Source organism: Pseudomonas sp. M20 (genome assembly GCF_045037865.1).
Classification (GTDB): Bacteria; Pseudomonadota; Gammaproteobacteria; order Pseudomonadales; family Pseudomonadaceae; genus Aquipseudomonas.
The window spans coordinates 2,655,459-2,673,478 of record NZ_CP173611.1 but is presented as its reverse complement, the minus strand read 5'-3'; the positions used below and the strand labels follow the sequence as shown (position 1 = coordinate 2,673,478).

The 18,020-nt window shown below is 60.6% G+C and carries 18 protein-coding genes; 15 read left to right on the top strand and 3 right to left on the bottom strand.

Annotated features, from left to right (window positions below):
• Positions 1-56: 56 nt before the first annotated feature.
• Positions 57-1,682, bottom strand: a complete 1,626-nt coding sequence (locus ACI514_RS11915) for an NADP-dependent glyceraldehyde-3-phosphate dehydrogenase (protein WP_405123877.1) — start codon at positions 1,680-1,682, stop codon at positions 57-59.
• A 334-nt stretch (positions 1,683-2,016) separates the two neighbouring features.
• Here ACI514_RS11915 and ACI514_RS11910 point away from each other — a divergent pair, with 334 nt between their 5' ends.
• The 14 genes from ACI514_RS11910 (at position 2,017) to ACI514_RS11845 (ending at position 16,210) form a co-directional block, all read left to right on the top strand.
• On the top strand, positions 2,017-2,373 hold the full coding sequence (locus tag ACI514_RS11910; RefSeq protein WP_405123876.1) for a c-type cytochrome: 357 nt from the start codon (positions 2,017-2,019) through the stop codon (positions 2,371-2,373).
• A 76-nt stretch (positions 2,374-2,449) separates the two neighbouring features.
• Positions 2,450-3,778 (top strand): D-arabinono-1,4-lactone oxidase, encoded by a 1,329-nt coding sequence (locus tag ACI514_RS11905; RefSeq protein ID WP_405124219.1) that lies wholly within the window; start codon positions 2,450-2,452, stop codon positions 3,776-3,778.
• A 74-nt stretch (positions 3,779-3,852) separates the two neighbouring features.
• Positions 3,853-5,061 (top strand): DSD1 family PLP-dependent enzyme, encoded by a 1,209-nt coding sequence (locus ACI514_RS11900; protein ID WP_405124218.1) that lies wholly within the window; start codon positions 3,853-3,855, stop codon positions 5,059-5,061.
• 261 nt (positions 5,062-5,322) lie between these two features.
• A complete protein-coding gene (locus tag ACI514_RS11895; RefSeq protein ID WP_080750810.1) occupies positions 5,323-5,934 on the top strand; it encodes a transposase in 612 nt (203 codons plus the stop codon).
• Positions 5,935-5,990: 56 nt separating this feature from the next.
• Positions 5,991-7,589 carry a ShlB/FhaC/HecB family hemolysin secretion/activation protein gene (locus ACI514_RS11890; protein ID WP_405123875.1) on the top strand — a complete coding sequence of 533 codons (1,599 nt, stop codon included), beginning with the start codon at positions 5,991-5,993 and terminating at the stop codon, positions 7,587-7,589.
• Between the two features lie 14 nt (positions 7,590-7,603).
• Complete coding sequence (locus ACI514_RS11885; protein ID WP_405123874.1) at positions 7,604-9,400, top strand: DUF2341 domain-containing protein; 1,797 nt, start codon at positions 7,604-7,606, stop codon at positions 9,398-9,400.
• 11 nt (positions 9,401-9,411) lie between these two features.
• Positions 9,412-9,837: a biopolymer transporter ExbD gene (locus tag ACI514_RS11880; RefSeq protein ID WP_007915482.1), complete on the top strand. Its 426-nt coding sequence runs from the start codon at positions 9,412-9,414 to the stop codon at positions 9,835-9,837.
• 3 nt (positions 9,838-9,840) lie between these two features.
• Positions 9,841-10,545 carry an energy transducer TonB gene (locus ACI514_RS11875; RefSeq protein ID WP_034156521.1) on the top strand — a complete coding sequence of 235 codons (705 nt, stop codon included), beginning with the start codon at positions 9,841-9,843 and terminating at the stop codon, positions 10,543-10,545.
• A 39-nt stretch (positions 10,546-10,584) separates the two neighbouring features.
• Entirely contained in the window at positions 10,585-12,282 is a 1,698-nt protein-coding gene (locus ACI514_RS11870; RefSeq protein WP_405123873.1) for a putative porin, read from the top strand.
• Between the two features lie 17 nt (positions 12,283-12,299).
• Positions 12,300-12,929 carry a DNA repair protein gene (locus tag ACI514_RS11865; protein ID WP_405123872.1) on the top strand — a complete coding sequence of 210 codons (630 nt, stop codon included), beginning with the start codon at positions 12,300-12,302 and terminating at the stop codon, positions 12,927-12,929.
• A 17-nt stretch (positions 12,930-12,946) separates the two neighbouring features.
• Complete coding sequence (locus ACI514_RS11860; RefSeq protein WP_405123871.1) at positions 12,947-13,417, top strand: YbjN domain-containing protein; 471 nt, start codon at positions 12,947-12,949, stop codon at positions 13,415-13,417.
• Positions 13,414-14,361: a peptidylprolyl isomerase gene (locus ACI514_RS11855; RefSeq protein ID WP_405123870.1), complete on the top strand. Its 948-nt coding sequence runs from the start codon at positions 13,414-13,416 to the stop codon at positions 14,359-14,361. Before ACI514_RS11860 ends, ACI514_RS11855 begins: the two co-directional genes overlap by 4 nt.
• A gap of 157 nt (positions 14,362-14,518) precedes the next feature.
• The gene (locus tag ACI514_RS11850) at positions 14,519-15,499 is read left to right on the top strand and encodes a LysR family transcriptional regulator (protein WP_405123869.1); all 981 of its coding nucleotides are present in this window, start codon (positions 14,519-14,521) and stop codon (positions 15,497-15,499) included.
• A 192-nt stretch (positions 15,500-15,691) separates the two neighbouring features.
• Positions 15,692-16,210 carry a GNAT family N-acetyltransferase gene (locus tag ACI514_RS11845; protein ID WP_160057684.1) on the top strand — a complete coding sequence of 173 codons (519 nt, stop codon included), beginning with the start codon at positions 15,692-15,694 and terminating at the stop codon, positions 16,208-16,210.
• 1 nt (position 16,211) lies between these two features.
• On the opposite strand, the gene ACI514_RS11840 is transcribed toward ACI514_RS11845, so the two are convergent.
• Positions 16,212-16,904 (bottom strand): aspartate/glutamate racemase family protein, encoded by a 693-nt coding sequence (locus tag ACI514_RS11840; RefSeq protein WP_160057685.1) that lies wholly within the window; start codon positions 16,902-16,904, stop codon positions 16,212-16,214.
• Between the two features lie 212 nt (positions 16,905-17,116).
• On the opposite strand from ACI514_RS11840, the gene ACI514_RS11835 reads away from it, so the two are divergent.
• On the top strand, positions 17,117-17,608 hold the full coding sequence (locus ACI514_RS11835; RefSeq protein ID WP_160057686.1) for a hypothetical protein: 492 nt from the start codon (positions 17,117-17,119) through the stop codon (positions 17,606-17,608).
• Positions 17,609-17,799: 191 nt separating this feature from the next.
• Here ACI514_RS11835 and ACI514_RS11830 read toward each other — a convergent pair whose 3' ends face one another.
• The gene (locus ACI514_RS11830) at positions 17,800-18,018 is read right to left on the bottom strand and encodes a cbb3-type cytochrome c oxidase subunit 3 (protein WP_405123868.1); all 219 of its coding nucleotides are present in this window, start codon (positions 18,016-18,018) and stop codon (positions 17,800-17,802) included.
• Positions 18,019-18,020: the final 2 nt, after the last annotated feature.

Below are 18,020 nucleotides of genomic sequence, written 5' to 3'. Positions count from 1 at the left end.
GATCAGAACCGCACGGGCTCGCCTTCTTGCTTATTCACGATTCGGGAGACCGTGGATCAGAAGATGTAATCGGTGGTCAGGAAGCTCGAATCACGCCCGCGAATAATTTCGCTGATCAGGTCCTTGTTGCTGTCCTGGAACTTCGTCGCCACCAGCGTACGGATTGAGAACACCCGCAACGCATCGTGCACCGAGAGCGTACCTTCGGCGGAGTTTTTGCGGCCGTTGAACGGGTAGGTGTCCGGGCCGCGCTGGCATTGCGCGTTGAGGTTGATCCGCCCGACCTGGTTGGCAAAGGTGTCGACCAGACGGCCGACCGCCACCGGGTTGGTGCCGAAGATGCTCAACTGCTGACCGAAATCCGATTCCAGCACGTAATCGATCACGGTATCGAGATGACGGTACGGCACGATCGGCACGACCGGGCCGAATTGCTCTTCCTGATACACACGCATTTGCGGGTTCACCGGGTACAGCACCGCCGGATAGAAGAACGACTCGCGGGATTCGCCGCCATGGGGGTTGACCACTTCGGCACCCTTGCTGCGCGCATCGGCAACCAGACCGTGCAGATAATCGACCTTGCCTGATTCCGGCAGCGGCGTCAGCGACACACCGCTGTCCCACGGCATGCCCGGCTTCAGCGTGGCCAGTTTGGCGTTGAATTTTTCAATGAAGCTGTCAACCACGTCTTCATGGACGAAGAGGATTTTCAGTGCGGTACAGCGCTGGCCGTTGAATGACAGTGAACCGGTCACCGCTTCGCTGACGGCGTTGTCCAGATCGACTTCCGGCAAGACGATACCGGGGTTTTTCGCGTCCAGACCCAGCGCAGCACGCAAGCGGTGCGGTTTCGGGTGGAGCTTCTTCAGGTCACTGGCGGCTTTGTTGGTGCCGATGAAGGCGAAGATGTCGATCTTGCCGCTGGCCATCAGTGCACTGACGGTTTCCCGGCCGCTGCCGTAGATCACGTTGATCACGCCGGTGGGGAAACTGTCGCGGAACGCTTCCAGTAACGGACGAATCAGCAGCACGCCGAGCTTGGCCGGTTTGAACACCACGGTGTTACCCATGATCAGTGCCGGTATCAGCGTGGTGAAGGTTTCGTTCAGCGGATAGTTATAGGGGCCCATGCACAAAGCGACGCCGAGCGGCACGCGACGGATCTGGCCGAGAGTGTCCTGTTCCAGCTCGAAACGGCTGGAGCGGCGGTCGAGTTCTTTCAGTGCATTGATGGTGTCGACGATGTAATCGCAGGTGCGGTCGAACTCTTTTTCCGAATCCTTGAGGTTCTTGCCGATTTCCCACATCAGCAACTTCACCACGGCATCGCGTTGTTGGCGCATGCGGCCGAGGAAGGCTTCGACGTGCTGAATGCGTTCGGCCACGCGCATGGTCGGCCACAGGCCCTGGCCACGGTCGTAGGCGCGGACGGCAGCGTCGAGGGCGGTGAGGGCGGTGTCGGCATCGAGCAGCGGCGTGCTGCCGAGGATGACTTGTTCGTCACCGTTGTCACCTTTCAGGTAGACCGGGCTGCGCACGGTGGCGAGCGGGCCGTCCCAGCGGCGCAACTGGCCGTCTACCAGATATTCGCGTTGCTCGACCTGACCGTCGAGGCGGTATTTTTCCGGGATGTCGCTGACAGAAGGGAACAGGTTGCCAAGGATGTTTGCTGTGGTCATGTCGCTACCCCGTGTTGATGTCCGCATGCAGATCAAAAAAGTCTCTACAGGTTATACGCCTGAATGCGCCGAAATTTAAACCCGCAAATGTCACCCGAATGTCACGCAAAGGCGCACAGCAGAGCGGTGATTCCCACCGAAAACCCTGTAGGAGCTGCCGAAGGCTGCGATCTTTTGATTTTGCTTTTGGAAGGTCAAGATCAAAAGATCGCAGCCTTCGGCAGCTCCTGCATGGGAGGTCATGTCCCCGGATGCCCCCTCTCTGGCCTGCAATGCCCTCAACCCGTTGCAGTTGCTGCCTTAAGGTGTGAGCACAACAATAAGCGAGGCCGTTATGCGGGCAATCCGACTCACTCTACTGCTGGTGTTGGCCCTGGCTCTGCCCGGTTGCGGCGAAGCCCCCAAACCCCCGGCCAGCGTCAATAGCAACGCCACGCCGAAAGACCCGGCACTGGCGCAGATCTACGCCAACAGCTGCCAACTCTGCCACGCCAACCCCGCCGCCAACGCACCACTGACCGGTGATCGCAAAGCCTGGGAGCCACGCGTCCAGCAAGGCACCGACACACTGCTCGACCACGCCATCAACGGCTACAACGGCATGCCGCCGATGGGGCAGTGCGTCGAGTGCTCGGAAGAACAATTCCTGCAGTTGATCGGTTTCATGGCCGACCAGCCCCTCCCTCAATAAGGTGCCCGGCATGACGATGGATCTGACACGGCGTCAGTTGTTGCAACGGACAAGTATTGTCGGCGCATTCAGTGCGTTGGCGAGCTGTCCGGCATTGGGTCAATTGCTGCGTGCGCCGCGCTTGATTCCGTGGCGCAACTGGTCGGGCGGGCAGAGTTGCCTGCCGGCGGCGCGACTGGCGCCGAAGAATCTTGATGAGCTGGTGGCCGCTATCCAGCAGGCGCAAGGCAAGATCCGCCCGGTCGGCTCGGCGCACTCGTTTAGCGCCTTGGTGCCCACCGACGGCACGCTGTTGTCGCTGAGCTACTTCAACGGTCTGCTCGAGCACGATGCGAAAACCCTGCAAGCCGAATTTGCTGCCGGCACACCGATGTCACGCATGGGCCAGCCGCTGAAAAACATCGGCCAAGGTTTGCAGAACATGGCCGACATCGATTATCAGACCCTCGCCGGAGCCATTGCCACGTCGACCCACGGCACCGGCAAAAACTTCCAGTCCTACTCGGCCCACGTCTGCGGCATGCAACTGGTGACCGCCAATGGCGAGGTGCTCGACTGCGACAGCCAACGGCATCCCGAAGTACTCAACGCCGCCCGCGTCTCCCTCGGTGCACTCGGTGTCGCCACTAAAATCCGCCTGCAAAACCGCCCGGCCTATCGCCTGCACGAACGCCAGTGGATCGCCAAGACCGAAGAACTGCTCGAAGACCTCGACAAGAACACCCGAGAAAACCAGCACTGGGAAATGCTCGTCGTCACCCATTCCGACTACGCCTTGTCCATTGCCCTCAACGAAACCGATGACCCGGCTACACCGCCGATCCCGCCTGAAGAGGAGGGTGGCAACGAGTTCGTCACCCTGATCGAGAAGATCGACAAGTACGGCAGCGACTTCCCTGACCTGCGCCGCACGCTGCTCAACAACTTGCGTCATCTGGCCAGTTTCGATGACCGCGTCGGTGACTCGTTCGACATCTATGCCAATGTGCGCACGGTGCGTTTCAATGAGATGGAATACTCGGTGCCCGCCGAACACGGCCCGGCGTGCCTGCGCGAGATTCTCAAGCTGATTCAGGACAAGGATCTGCGCACCTGGTTTCCGATTGAGTACCGCTACGTCAAAGCTGACGATATTCCGCTGAGCATGTTCGAAGGTCGCGACAGCTGTTCGATCTCGGTGCACCAGCATTATCAGATGGATCATCACAACTTCTTTGCGGCGGTCGAACCGATCTTCTGGAAGTACAACGGGCGTCCGCACTGGGGCAAGTTGCACTCGCTCAGCGCAAAAAACCTGCAACCGCTGTATCCGCGCTGGCGCGAGTTTGTCGACGTGCGCCAGGCGCTGGATCCGAGCGGGCGGTTTCTCAATGCGCATTTGTCGTCGATTTTGGGGGTGAGCTGATGGCGGTCAATCGGCGCAATTTTCTACTGGGTACGCTGGGTGTCGGTGCGTTGCTGATGGGGGCTGGAGCATGGCTGCGACCGGGCGATCGAGGCGCGCCGTACAGCGAATATTTCCGCGCACTGAACAAAGAGTTAAAGGAAAAAGGCCCGATGCGCCCGGTGCTGTTGATCGATCTGGATCGCCTCGATCACAACATCGATGTGGTGACGCAGTCGGTCAAACGCGGGGGCAAACACCTGCGGCTGGTGGAGAAGTCGCTGCCCTCGCCGGGGCTGTTGAGCTACATCGCGCAACGTGCCGGCACGCAAAAGCTGATGTCGTTTCATCAGCCGTTTCTCAATCACGATGCGCAGGTTTTTCCGCAGTCCGACATTCTGCTCGGCAAGCCATTGCCGGTGCGCTCGGCAGAGCTGTTCTACCAAACCCACAAAGGCCCGTTTGATCCCGCAAAGCAACTGCAATGGCTGCTCGACGGCCCCGAACGTTTGCAGCAATACCTTGCGCTGGCTCAAGGAATGGGCACACTGATGCGCATCAACATCGAGCTGGATGTCGGCCTGCATCGCGGCGGCGTCAGTGATGTGAATGCGCTGGGGCAGATGCTCACGTTGATCAGCGCCAACCCCCAGCATCTGGAATTCGCCGGGTTCATGGGCTATGACCCGTTCGTGGGTATGGGCGTGCCGGGGATTCTCGGCTCGCCGGAAGAGTTGTTCGCCAAGGTCATGGTGATTTATCAGCGTTGCGTCGATTTCACCCGGCAGCAGTTCCCCGCGTTGTGGCACGACGGCTTGTGCCTGAACACCGCCGGCAGCCCGAGTTATCGCATTCACGAAAACGAAAAACTCAGCACGGAAGTGTCGGTGGGCACGGCGATGCTCAAACCGACGCACTACGATTTGCCATCGCTCACCGAACATGTCCCCGCGACCTACATCGCCACGCCCGTGTTGAAAAGCACTGGCGCGGTGAACATTCCTGCATTGGATGACAAGTCGAAGCTGTTCTCGTGGTGGGATCAGAATCAGCGTCAGACCTTCTTCATCTATGGCGGCAACTGGATGGCCGAGTTCGAATCGCCGAAGGGTTTACAGAGCAACAGCGTCTACGGTCGCAGTTCTAATCAGGAGATGGTCAACGGTTCCAATGCCGTGGGCCTGACCATCGAAGATCAAGTCTTCCTGCGCCCGACCCAGACCGAGGCCGTACTGCTGCAATTCGGCGATCTGCTCGCCGTGCGCGGTGGCAAAATCGTCGACACCTGGCCCGTCTACACCTGACCCAAAATCACCACAAATCCCCTGTAGGAGTGAGCCTGCTCGCGATAGCGTCCTGTCAGTTGATATTTCTTTGGCTGACACACCGCTATCGCGAGCAGGCTCACTCCTACATTGGATGTGTGTACACCCATACGCCGTAATGAAGCTTTTATGACAAAAGTTCGGTAGCACATCGCCAGTCCGGTCATGCCTATGTAACGCGCTTGAGGGGCCCAACGGGGCGCTTTTCACAAGCCGAGGCGGGACGCCGGGAGTGAGGCAATGGGGACTATGGAACGCTACTCGAAAGTGGGCATGCAGGAACTCGATCAACGCCTGTCGAAGATCGTCGAAGCCGCGCGCAAGAAGCCGGTTTCGGTGTATCGCTACGGCGCGCCGTGGGTCTGGATCGTCTCGCAGGATGACTGGCAGGGCGCCTTGAAAGAGGTGTCGAGCTACATTCCGCCGGGCCATTCGCTGGTGTTGCTGCGCCCGCAGATCGACGACCTGCTCGATGCCCACCGCGACCTCCTGCACGACCTCAATGCCGAGCCGGGCATGCTGATTCCCGCGCAAACGGTGATGCACATCCTGCTCCTGCAACTGCTGTATTCGGTGCCCAGCGAGCAGCAACTGTATGAACAGCTCAATTACAACCTGTTGTTCCGCTGGTTCGTCGGTCTTGGCCTGAACCAGAAAGTCTGGAGCTTCAACGCCCTCAGTCGCGACATCGCCACGCTGCTCAACGAGCCGCGCGCGGTGCTGCTTATTCAAAAAATCATCGGCGAAGTGTTCTGCGGCGCGCTGCTGCAAATGCCCGAGTTCTCGCTGAACTTCGCGCTTTTGCACACGTGGCTGGGCAAACACGCCTGCGCCTCGACAGCCAGCAATTGACGCCATACACGCGGCGTTCGAAACGCCAACAGGTCATCGCGAATTCAGGGGGTAGTGTGGAACCGATTTTCAAGTCACGGCTGGCGCTGTGGGGCTGGCTGCTGGTGACGGCGGGCGTGCAGCCGGCGTTGGCCGAAGAGGCTGCGCAAAACACCGCAGCGCAGCGTCTGGTCGACGTCAACGAATACTTCGTGCGCGGCAACACCGTGCTCGATGCGCGGGCGATTGAAGAAGCGGTGTACCCGTTCCTCGGCCCGCAAAAAGCCCTCACGGATATCGAAGGCGCTCGGGACGCGTTGCAAAAGGCCTATCAGCAACGCGGTTATCAGTCGGTGTTCGTCGAGCTGCCGGAGCAAGCCGTCGCCGACGGTATCGTCTATCTGCAAGTCAGCGAAACCAAGGTCGGCCGGGTACGTGTGGTCGGCGCCAAACACTATTCGCCGCTGGATATTCGCGACGACGTCCCGGCGCTGAAGGAAGGCGAGGTGCCGGACTTCGCCAAGGTTCAAGGCGAACTCGCACAACTCAACAAAACCCCGGGCCGGCAAGTCATGCCGCTGGTGCGCGAAGGTCAGCGCCCCGGCACCATGGACGTCGATCTGCAGGTCGAAGACCAGAACCCGTGGACCGCGAGCGTTGGCCTCAACAACGACTACAGCGCCGACACGGAAAAGCTGCGCACTGTCACCAGCCTTGGCTACAACAACCTCTGGCAACTTGGCCATAGCATCTCGCTGACGTACTTCACCGCGCCGCAGGAAACCGACAACGCCAAGGTCTGGTCCGGCTCCTACACCGCGCCGCTGACCGAGCGCTGGAGCGTGCAGTTCTCCGGTTACCAGTCCGACAGCAACGTCGCCACCATCGGCGGCAGCAACGTGTTGGGCAAGGGCCATTCCTATGGCGTCTCGGCGATTTATACGCTGCCCTCCAGCGGCAACTGGTCGAACTCGCTGTCGGCCGGCATCGACTTCAAGGACTTCGACGAACGCCTGACCCTGTCCGGTGATAGCGACAAAGTCCCGCTGCAATACGCGCCGTTCACCTTCGCCTACAACGGCTATCGCTACAGCGAAAAGAGTCAGCTCGGCCTGGGTCTGAGCCTGGTTGCCGCGACCCGCAGCATTTTCGGCTACGGCAGCTCCGACGAAGATTTCGACTACAAACGCTACCGCGCCAAACCGAGTTTCGCCGTGCTCAAGGGCGACACCAATTATACCTGGACCTTCGACAGCGATTGGCAGAGCGCAAGCAAAGCCGCGTTCCAACTCGCGTCCGGGCCGCTGGTTTCCAACGAACAATTCTCCGCCGGCGGCGCGACCTCGGTGCGTGGCTATCTGGCCGCCGAACGCACCGGCGATGACGGCTTGCTGCTCAGCCAGGAAGTGCGCTCGCCGTCGCTGGCCAAGTACGCCGGCACGTGGATGCAGGACTGGCGTTTCTATGCCTTCGCCGAAGGCGCGCAGCTTTACCTGCGCGACGAACTGCCGGATCAGGACGCCCATTACGCCCTGGCCAGCGTCGGCCTCGGCACCCGCGCCAGCCTGAGCAAATGGCTGTCCGGCAGCCTCGACTGGGGCTACCCGCTACTCGAAGGGCCGAACACCTCGAAACAGGAATCGCGCCTGCACTTCAACCTTCAAGCCACTTTCTAACAAGGAGCACGTTCATGCAGCGCCTCTTCCTTTCGTTGTTGATCTGCCTGGGCTTCGTGCTCCCGGCCACGGCTCAGGCCTGGTGGCAGGACGACTGGCATTACCGCAAACAGATCGCCGTCGACACCACGCCACAAGGCGCGGCGATCAATCAGGCCCTCGGCCGCACGGCGTTGCTGGTGCGTTTGCACACCGGCAACTTCACCTTCGATGGCGTGAAGGAGGACGGCGCGGATCTGCGCTTCGTCGCCGCCGATGACAAGACCGTGCTCAACCACCAGATCGAAAGTTTCGACGCGCTGATGGGCATGGCGCTGATCTGGGTCGATGTGCCGAATGTCGAGGGCGGTCAGCGCCAGGACATCTGGATGTACTACGGCAATCAGAAGGCCCCGGCGACCGGCAACGGCCAGCTGACCTTCGACCCGAATTACACCGCGCTCTATCACTTCGACGGTGCCACCGGCACTCCGGCCAAAGACACCACCGCCTACGGCAATACCGCACAAAGCGCGACCGGCGCGGCGATTGACGGCGTCGTCGGGCGCGCCTTGCAGTTCAGCGGCCAGCCGTTGCTGCTGCCGGCAAGTCCTTCGCTGCAACACAACGCCGGCAGCGCGTTCACCTTTAGTGCTTGGTTGCGTCTGGATCAGGCCAGTGGCGAGCAACTGATTCTCGCCCGTCGTGAAGGCGCCAATAGCCTGCTGATCGGTGCCAACCAAGGTGCGCCGTTTGTTGAAATCGACGGTCAACGTGCCGTCGCCACACAAGCGCTGAATCCGGGCCAATGGCAGCATGTCGCGCTGACCGCTGAAGGTTCCAAAGTGACCCTGTTCATCAACGGTCGCGAAGCGGCCACGCTTGCTCTGGCGATGCCGGCATTCAACTCGGTCATGGCCATCGGCGCTGACGTGCACGAAGGCCCGTTCCAGCCGTTTGTGGGCGCTATCGATGAATTGCGCCTGTCGAAGGTTTCGCGCCCGGCAGCGCTGTTGCTGGCCGACGCTACCTCGCAAGGTGCCGAGTCGAAACTGGTCGCTTACGGTGTCGACGAAGAACAGTCCGGTTTCGGTTTCGGCAGCCTCGGCTTCCTGCTCAACGCCGTGCCAATCGACGCCTGGGTGATCATCGCCGTGCTGGTGCTGATGATGTTCCAGTCGTGGATCATCATGCTGCGCAAGAACCGCAGCCTCAGCCGCGTGTCTGCCGCCAACGAAGACTTCCGCGTGCAGTTCGCCAAGGTTGGCACGCGTCTGGAGATGTTCGCCGACGACGCCCAACTCGCGCAGCGTTTGCAGCATTCGTCGCTGTGGCGCCTGTATCTGGTGGCGGTCAAAGAGATCCGTACCCGCCGCGAGCAGGGCGCCGATACCTCCTCGGTGTCAGCGGCCACCATAGAAGCCATCCGCTGCTCGATGGACGGCGTGCGCACCCGTGAAAACCAGCAATTGAGTTCGAAACTCTCGACCCTGTCCAACGCCATCGCCGGCGGCCCGTACATCGGCCTGCTCGGCACCGTGCTGGGGATCATGGTGGTGTTCCTCGGCACGGCGATGGCCGGTGACGTGAATATCAATGCCATTGCGCCGGGTATGGCTGCCGCGTTGTTGGCCACGGCGATGGGCCTGTTCGTCGCGATCCCCGCGCTGTTTGGCTACAACCGCCTGATCACCCGCAACAAGGAAGTCAGCGCCGACATGCGCGTGTTCGTCGATGAGTTCATCACCCGTCTGGCAGAGATGCACGGCGAGAGCCAGTTCAGTGAGTCGTCGCATCGCGGCCATCACGCCAACCACTCCGTACCGGCCTGAGGAGCACTGACATGGCGTCTGTAAATGCCTCCCACGACGATGACGAAGATGCAGCGGTAGACAGCATCAACATCACCCCGCTGGTCGACGTGCTGATGGTGGTGCTGGTGATGTTCATCCTCACCGCCACCGCGCAGGTCTCGGGGATCCAGATCAACCTGCCCAAGGCCAGCGCCTCCGTGTCGCTGTCCGAGGCCAAGACCAAGGCAATTTCGGTCAACGACGGCGGCCAGGTGTTCCTCGACGCTTACCCGGTGACCCTGGCTGAACTGGAAGAACGCCTGCGCATCGAGAAGGCGCAGAGTCCGGATTTCCCGGTAATCGTGCGCGGCGACGCGACGGTGCAATACCAGAAAGTCATCGAAGTGCTGGATCTGTTGCGCCGGCTCGAACTGTCCCAGGTCGGTCTCGTCACCGGCAAACCGAGTCAGGGCTGAGTCATGACCGCACAACTCCCGATCGAGCCGTTGCCGGTGAAAAAACCAGCGCTGCGTTATGCGAAGTGGGGCGCCGGCTTGCTCATCGGCGCGCTCGCTGCGTGGTTTTTGTGGCAGTGGGCCAACGACATGAGTGGCATCCGCCGCGAAGCGCCGAAGGTGCCGACGATCATTCCATTGCCGCCACCGCCACCACCGCCGCCAGAAAAACCGCCGGAACCGGAAACCCCAGTGGAAGAAAAAGTCGTCGAGCCGGAGCCAACGCCCGAGCCAGAAGAGGTCAAGCCCGAGGAGGAAGCGCCGCCATCGCCGGCGGACGATCTGGCCAACCCGATGCAAATGGACGGTGATGCTCAAAGCGGCAACGACGCTTTCAATATCGGCGCGGGCAAGGGCGGCGGCATGGCCGGGGCTGGCGGCGGGCGTCTGGGCACGGGGACATACAGCCAGTTTCTGGCGTTCACCTTCCAGCGTTTGCTCCGTGAGAACCCTGAACTGCGCAACCTCGCGTTCTCGCTGCAGGCCGATGTCTGGCTGAGCAGCGTTGGCGAGATCACCCGGGTCGAGCTGATCAAGTCCAGCGGCAACCCCGAGATTGATACGCAAGTGTTGGCCGCGCTGCGTGGCGCGCCGGCACTGAGCGAACGGCCACCGGCCTCCATCACTTTGCCTGTGCGCCTGTCCCTGCAAGGGCGGCGTCCGGGTTAATTCACTTATTTACGCTTTGCCAAAAGGAGTTGTGTGCAGATGATTTCCAACGTGAATCGATTGTCCCTGGCGGTCGGCATGGTCATTGCGACCCTGGTCGGTCAGGCCGTGGCAGCGCCTGCGCCCTCGGAGAACGCCACGATCAATCTGATCCGCTTGCTGGTCGAGCAGGGCATTCTGAAACAGGACAAGGCCGACGCGCTTATCGCTCAGGCGCAGAACGAAGCGGCCCAGGCTAAACAAGCAGCGACATCCACCGCCGTAGCCGCCGGCCCGGTGGCGGCGCCGGGCGATGTGCGTGTGCAATACGTGCCTGCCGCTGTGCGCGACCAGATTCGCGATCAGGTCAAAGCCGAAGTCATGGCTACCGCCAAACAGGAAAACTGGGCCGCGCCCAACAGCTTCCCGGAATGGGCTGCGCGCATCAGTTTCGACGGCGACATTCGCCTGCGCAACGAATCGCGCTACTACTCGGACAGCAACAGCAACGAGATCGTCGACTTCGCCAAGCTCAACAATAACGGCCCGTACGACGTAAACCCCAACAGCAGCACCAGTCTGCCGCCATTGCTCAACACCCGCGAAGACCGCACCAATCAATTCCGCATTCGTGCACGGTTGGGCATGAAAGCCGAGATCTCGCCGCAATGGACCGCCGGTATTCGTATCGGCACCGGTTCGGACAACAACCCGGTGTCGACCACGCAAAACCTCGGTGGCGGTTTCGCCAAGAAGGACATCTGGCTCGATCAGGGCTACCTGAACTGGAAGCCTACGGATGAGCTGACCCTGACCGGCGGGCGCTTCGCCAACCCGTTCATGTCCACCGACATGCTCTATTCCAACGACTTGAATTTCGACGGCGTGGCAGCGATTTTCGACCACAAGCTCAACCGCGATTGGGGCGTGTTCGGCACCGTCGGCGCGTTCCCGGTGGATTACACCAACGACACCGCCAGCAGCAACGGCTTTGACAAGGAAGAGAGCGACAACAAGTGGCTGTACGGCGCGCAGATCGGCGCCAAATGGGCGATCAACAGCAACAACCGCTTGAAAGGCGCACTGGCTTACTACCGCTTCGACGACATTCAAGGCCAGCGCTCCAGCCCTTGCGAACCGTGGGCCGGCGCACCGGGTTGCGACAGCGATGGCAGCCGCGCAGCGTTCATGCAGAAGGGCAACAGCGTGTTCCTGCTGCGCGACATCACGCCGAACCCGCTCAACCCGACCACCACGCCGCAGCCGCAGTTCGTTGGCCTTGCTTCGGAATTCAATCTGCTGGACTTGAACGTGGTCTGGGACGCCGATCTGCCGGAAGATTTCAAACTGCGTAGCCAGGGCAACTATATCCACAACCTCGCCTACGACGAAGGCGACATGCGCAAGCGTTCGGCCGGGCAGATCGTCAACAACCTCGACAGCAACGGCGACATCGAAAGCGGCGCCAATGCGTGGATGGTGCAGTTCACCCTCGGCAGCGCGCTGGACCTGAAAAAGCAGGGCGACTGGAACATGTTCGCTGGTTACAAATACATCCAGCCCGACGCCTTGCCGGACGGCTTCAACGACTCGTCGTTCCACCTCGGCGGCACCAACGCCAAGGGTTATTTCATTGGCGGCAACTACGGTCTGGCGAAGAACGTTTATGCCACCGGGCGCTGGATGAGCACCGAAGCGGTGTACGGCGCGCCGTTCGACATCGACGTCTTGCAGCTTGAGATCAACACGCGCTTCTAAGGCGCCGGGAGAGGGTTATGAAAACGCGATTTGTGTGGCTCGGGCTCGGGCTTTTGATCGCCTCTGGAGCGCATGCCGAAGGCATGGAAGAACGCCTGCGCACGCAATTGCGCAGCACCACGCAACAGTTGCAGGCCCTGCAAAGTCAGCAGGCCCAGGCCAGCGCCGCGCAACTGGCGGCGCAGAACGAGGCCAAGGCTGCGCAGGCGCAAATCAAGCAATTGACTGCCGAACTGGCCAAGGCCAAAGGCGTTGCCGAACAGCTCGCCGGGCAGCAACAGAGCCTGCACAGCCAGGCGCAGGCACAAGTGGCGGCGAGCGCCGAGCAGACCGGCAAGTTCAAAAAGGCCTATGACGAATTGCTGGTCATGGCCCGTGCCAAAGAGGCAGAACGGTCTAAGCTTCAAGCGCAATTGGCTGAACGTGACACACAAGTGCAGCAATGTTCAGTCAAGAATCAGCAGATGTACGGCGTCGCCAAACAGATTCTCACTTCCTACGAAAACATCGACGTGGCCGAGGTTATGAAGATCCGCCAGCCCTTCGCGGGCAGCGCCCGGGTCAAGTTCGATGAACTGGCTCAGGGGTTCGGTGACGAGCTCTACAAGACTCAATTCGACGCGCCGCAAGCTGCGCTCTCGCACTGATAGACAAGGAAGAAGTAATGACTCAATTGATCAGCCATGTTTCCCCACAATCCCTGACCGACGTCCTGCAAGCCGCCGGTTATCGCGTCAACGAAACCGCGCAGAACGGCATCGTCCAGTTGCTCAGCGCTAGCCAGGGCATCGGCTACGCCGTGCGTTTCGGCAACCCGGCGGTGGAGCAGGGCAGCTACGTCGATTTCACTTTCAGCTGTGCGCTGCGGGTGCAGGGTGAGTTGCCACAGGGTGTGGCCGAGCAATGGAACGCCACGCGCCGTTTTGCGCGCTTGTCGTTGCAGGGTGAGTTTCTGGTGATGGAAATGGATGTGGTCGTGGCAGCAGGCGTGAGCAACGAGCACCTGCGTGGCAACCTGGAGTTGTGGGATCGCCTGTTGCAGGAGTTCATCGTCTATCTGCGTGATTTCACTCAAGCCGCGCAAGCATCCACCGCCAAAGTCGCCGTCGCCGAGCAAGAGGAAGTCGCGCTGTGAAAAAGCCTGCCATGGTGATCAGCGCTGCGGCAGTGGCGCTGTTGGTGGTGGCCGTGGCACTGGTGGTGCGGCCGGGCAGTGACCCGGTCGCCGCCCAGCAATCGTCGCCGCTGGCGACGGTTGCAACGGGGCCAGCGGTGGCGCGGTTGGGTAATCAGCAGGTTTCGCCTGACGAACTGCAGGGGTTGCTGGCGACAGTCCCGCCAGAGACCCGCGAACAATTGCGCGGCAACCGTGAGGCGCTGGAGCGCTGGATTCGCACGCGTCTCGCCGAGAAAGCGGTGCTGGAGCAGGCCGATGCACAGGGTTGGGCGCAGCGCCCGGAGGTGGTACGGCAGACCCGTGCGGCGACTGAGCAGATCGTGTTCCGTGATTACTTGCGTTCGGTCAGTCAAGTGCCGGCGGATTATCCGAGTGCGGCTGAATTGCAGCAGGCTTATGACGCCGGCAAGACGAACTGGCAGACGCCGGCGTTGTATCGGGTCAGTCAGATTTTCCTTGGGGTGAATGATCCGCAGAATCTTGAATCGGTGCGCAAGCAGGCGCTCGAACTGAGCAAGAAGGCGCAGGCGACGCCAGCGGAGTTTGCTGCATTGGCGGCTCAATATTCACAGGATCGCGTCACCGCTGAACGCGGTGGCGATACCGGCCTGCAACCGTTGCAGCAACTGGTGCCTGAGGTGCGTGGTGCCGTGGCGCGGCTCAAGCTCGGTGCGGTTTCCGATCCTGTACAAAGCGCGGCCGGTTTCCATGTGATCAAACTCACCGAGCAACAACCGGCACGCACCGCGACCCTCGATGAACTGCGCGATCAACTGACCCAGGCCTTGCGTGCGCAGCGCCAGGAGCAGATTGCCCAGGCTTATCTCGACGGCATGCTCAACACCGCAACACTGAGCATCGATGGCGCCGAACTCAACAAAGTCCTCGAGGAAAAACACTAATCTCAGTTTCACCACCCCCCCCCTGTAGGAGTGAGCCTGCTCGCGATAGCGGTGGGTCAGGTTAGTCAATGTCAACTGACCGGACGCTATCGCGAGCAGGCTCACTCCTACAGGGAGCTGCGTTAAGACAAATACAAAGATCGACAGGGAGTCATCGATGTCATTCACCGAACCCGCAGGACGACCGGGCACCAACGATTACCGCTGGCCACAGGACAACAGCGAACCGTGGCTCGCACATGCCGCGACCATCGACGCCGACGTCGCGCAATACTTCCTGGTCAGCGCCCGCTGCGGCTGCTTCATGCAAGCGGCGCGCAGCCTCAACGTGCGCTCGACCCTGCTGCGCAAACAACTGGCGCAACTTGAGCAAGAACTGCAACACACCCTGTTCAGCTTCCAGGGCAGCGCCCTGAGCCTCACCCGCGAAGGCCAGCAATTGCAGGCCAAACTGATAGCGCTGGCCAACGAACGCAAACTCCCGGTGATCGAACAACCATTGATTCGCCTCGCCGTCGCCGAATCGATCCTCCACGACATTCTCGGCCGCGACCTCATCGCGCTGCTGCGCCGCAACGCCAGCGTACGTCTGGAAATCATCGCGCTGGACAGCGAACTGTCGCTGCGCGCCGTCAGCGCCGACATCGTCCTCTGGCTGGCCAACGGCGAAACCCCACACCCCGGCCCGACGTTCGCCACCAGCGAACCACAAGCGCTGGCGCGTCTCGACTACCTGCCGCACATCGCCAAACGCTACTCCCGCGTCACCGCGCGGCCGGACACCCCTGATGACCTTGCCGATTTCATGCTGGTGCAATGGCAACATGATCGGCAGATCGACAGCTTTCGCCCATGGAATGAACTGGTTGAACAGCGCTTGGCTGGGGTGGTGCAGATGCAGTCTTATGAATTGATGCTGGAGATGATTCGTTGCAGCGCGTGCATCGGTTTATTACCGGCGTATATGAGCCGCTTTGATCGGGGCCTGATCGCGCTGCCCGGATTGTTCGCCGAGCCCATGCAATTGCAGGCATGGCTGGCGGTCAACGCGGACTCACAAAATATCAGCGAAGTCCAAACCCTGACCGACCTCATCCACCACACCTTCAACGAACGCCACGAATGGTTCCAGCCCTGACGCAATCCTCCTGTGCCCACATTCCCCTGTAGGAGTGAGCCTGCTCGCGATAGCGGTGTGTCAGATTGATCAATGTTGACTGACACACCGCTATCGCGAGCAGGCTCACTCCTACAAGTATTTACCTATGGCTGATGTCGTGTTTGGCGGTTTAGAGTGGTCAGCCACACATCGATCCAGGAAGGATCCGTCATGCCCGACCACAACGCCGCCATTCACATCGAACGCTTCAGCGAGTCGCACCTCGAGGCTGTCACTGCGCTCTACAACGAGCGGGCCGTCACCCGGCAGGTGTTGCAGATGCCGTTTCAGTCCGTCGACGTCTGGCGCCAACGGCTGCTGGCGGAAAATGAACGGGTGTTGAAGCTGGTCGCGCTGCATCAGGGGCAGGTCATCGGCCATCTGGGGCTGGAAAACTATTCACGGATTCGTCGCAGCCACGCCGGCAGCGTCGGTATGGCAGTCGCTGTGGCGTGGCAGGGCAAAGGCGTCGGTTCGAGATTGTTGGCGGCGGCGCTGGATATCGCCGACAACTGGATGAACCTGCACCGCGTCGAACTCTCGGTTTACGCCGACAATGAGGCCGCCATCGCGCTCTACCGCAAATTCGGTTTCGAGACCGAAGGCCTGTTTCGCGATTACGCGGTGCGCGACGGGCAGTGGGTCGACACCCTGAGCATGGCCCGTCTGCGCAGTCGTCCGAAAACCTGACTCACTCGCCCAAAGCGAAGGCCACCGCCGACTGCGCATGCAGCTCGGTGGTGTCGAGCAGGGGCAGGGCGCTGTGTTCGGGTTTGAGCAACAGGCCGATTTCCGTGCAGCCGAGGATGATCGCCTGCGCGCCGCGCGCGGTGAGGGATTCGATCACCCGCTGATAGATTTCTCGCGACTGATCGCTGATCACACCGACGCAGAGTTCGTCGTAGATGATCCGGTGCACGTCCTTGCGCTCTGTTTCGTCCGGCACCAATACGGTCAAACCCTTGGCGACCAAGCGTTGCTTGAGAAAGTCCTGCTCCATCGTGAATGCCGTACCGAGCAATCCCACCGTGCGTGCGTCGATCGACAGGGCAGCCTGCGCGGCCGGTTCGGCAATGTGCAGGAACGGAATGCTGATCGCCGCCTGAATCTGTTCGGCAACCTTGTGCATGGTGTTGGTACACAGCACCACGCATTCGGCGCCGCCGGCTTCGAGCCTGCGCGCGGCGTCCACCAGAATGGCGGCGGCATCGTCCCAGCGCCCGGCGTGCTGGGCCTGTTCGACAGGGCCGAAGTCGACGCTGTACATCAGCAATTGTGCCGAGCGCAACGGGCCGAGACGATCACGGACTTGCTGATTGATGAGTCGATAGTATTCGGCGCTGGATTCCCAGCTCATGCCGCCGATCAGGCCGATGGTGCGCATTGGATGTCCTCAGGCATATGACAGTGTCGAACGTTCAGGTTTGCGCGGAGTTTCCTTTTGTTCAGCGTTCGATGCCAGTAACAAGTGACTGTACTGCCGATCTTTCACGCAAGTGTCATGGTGCTTCATCGGGCATGCTGCAGGTTAAACGTACGCAGAGGCTGGTATCTGCCACTATCGACCTTTGCAGCTCCTTTCCGAGGAACACCGCTATGGACGACGTACAACAACTGGGCGAGATGCTTCGTCATTACGCCGAGAGTGAAGCGCACAAGAAGCAACTGTTCGAGACGCAATCGGCGGCTTGGGCTACACGGATTACCGCGTTGTTCGGTGATATTCAGCAATGGCTGGAGCCGGTGCAGACACCGAATCTGCTGGAGGTGAGTCGTGAGGCGTATGTCGCGTTCGGGCCGAGCAACCCGGTGGAGACCTCGACCTTCAAGACCGAGAAACTGAGTATTGTGATTGCCGGCAAGCCGGTGGAGTTCGTGCCGGATGTGATGGGCAGTGCGGGGCAGATTTCGCTTGCGGTGATGGGGCTGACGGCGGCGCGTTATGGCAGCATTTCGTTGGTGGGACTGGCGAATGGTGAGTGGCAGTGGCGCAAGACCAATGGTTTGAAGGATCCGGATACGTTTGCCTTTGATGCCAACTTCCTCGCCCAGCAGTTGCAGAGCCTGATCCCTCGGGATCGTAGTTAAGATCAAGAGCTTACCCCCTCACCCCAGCCCTCTCCCCCAAGGGGGCGAGGGGGAAAGGGGGCCGATCTTCATCGTTTTTGAGATTGCATTCACCTTAGATATTTCAGGTCGATGTAGTTCGCATAAACCACTCGGTCAGTTCCCTCTCCCTCTGGGAGAGGGCTAGGGTGAGGGCAGCCCACCTGACACCCTCACATATCGAGATTGACCCACCCCGGCTTCGCTACTTCAGGCGCCACCGCTTTCACTGTCTTGCCAGTGGCCAGCTCAACCCGCCGAGCGACCTCCGGGTCATCGGCAAACGGCACCATGCTTGCCTCATCCAGACTCTGCGCCGTCTCCCGCCGCAAGCAGTACTCCACCGCCAGCCACAGAAACACCACGCCCAACACATTGAAAAAAATATCCATCA

Excerpts from the sequence above, each read along its gene's own strand:
- ACI514_RS11830 (WP_405123868.1), bottom strand. The coding sequence starts at position 18,018 with ATGGATATTTTTTTCAATGTGTTGGGCGTGGTGTTTCTGTGGCTGGCG.
- ACI514_RS11835 (WP_160057686.1), top strand. The coding sequence starts at position 17,117 with ATGGACGACGTACAACAACTGGGCGAGATGCTTCGTCATTACGCCGAG.
- ACI514_RS11865 (WP_405123872.1), top strand. The coding sequence starts at position 12,300 with ATGAAAACGCGATTTGTGTGGCTCGGGCTCGGGCTTTTGATCGCCTCT.
- ACI514_RS11850 (WP_405123869.1), top strand. The coding sequence starts at position 14,519 with ATGTCATTCACCGAACCCGCAGGACGACCGGGCACCAACGATTACCGC.
- ACI514_RS11840 (WP_160057685.1), bottom strand. The coding sequence starts at position 16,904 with ATGCGCACCATCGGCCTGATCGGCGGCATGAGCTGGGAATCCAGCGCC.
- ACI514_RS11885 (WP_405123874.1), top strand. The coding sequence starts at position 7,604 with ATGCAGCGCCTCTTCCTTTCGTTGTTGATCTGCCTGGGCTTCGTGCTC.
- ACI514_RS11915 (WP_405123877.1), bottom strand. The coding sequence starts at position 1,682 with ATGACCACAGCAAACATCCTTGGCAACCTGTTCCCTTCTGTCAGCGAC.
- ACI514_RS11860 (WP_405123871.1), top strand. The coding sequence starts at position 12,947 with ATGACTCAATTGATCAGCCATGTTTCCCCACAATCCCTGACCGACGTC.
- ACI514_RS11870 (WP_405123873.1), top strand. The coding sequence starts at position 10,585 with ATGATTTCCAACGTGAATCGATTGTCCCTGGCGGTCGGCATGGTCATT.
- ACI514_RS11895 (WP_080750810.1), top strand. The coding sequence starts at position 5,323 with ATGGGGACTATGGAACGCTACTCGAAAGTGGGCATGCAGGAACTCGAT.
- ACI514_RS11875 (WP_034156521.1), top strand. The coding sequence starts at position 9,841 with ATGACCGCACAACTCCCGATCGAGCCGTTGCCGGTGAAAAAACCAGCG.
- ACI514_RS11845 (WP_160057684.1), top strand. The coding sequence starts at position 15,692 with ATGCCCGACCACAACGCCGCCATTCACATCGAACGCTTCAGCGAGTCG.
- ACI514_RS11910 (WP_405123876.1), top strand. The coding sequence starts at position 2,017 with ATGCGGGCAATCCGACTCACTCTACTGCTGGTGTTGGCCCTGGCTCTG.
- ACI514_RS11880 (WP_007915482.1), top strand. The coding sequence starts at position 9,412 with ATGGCGTCTGTAAATGCCTCCCACGACGATGACGAAGATGCAGCGGTA.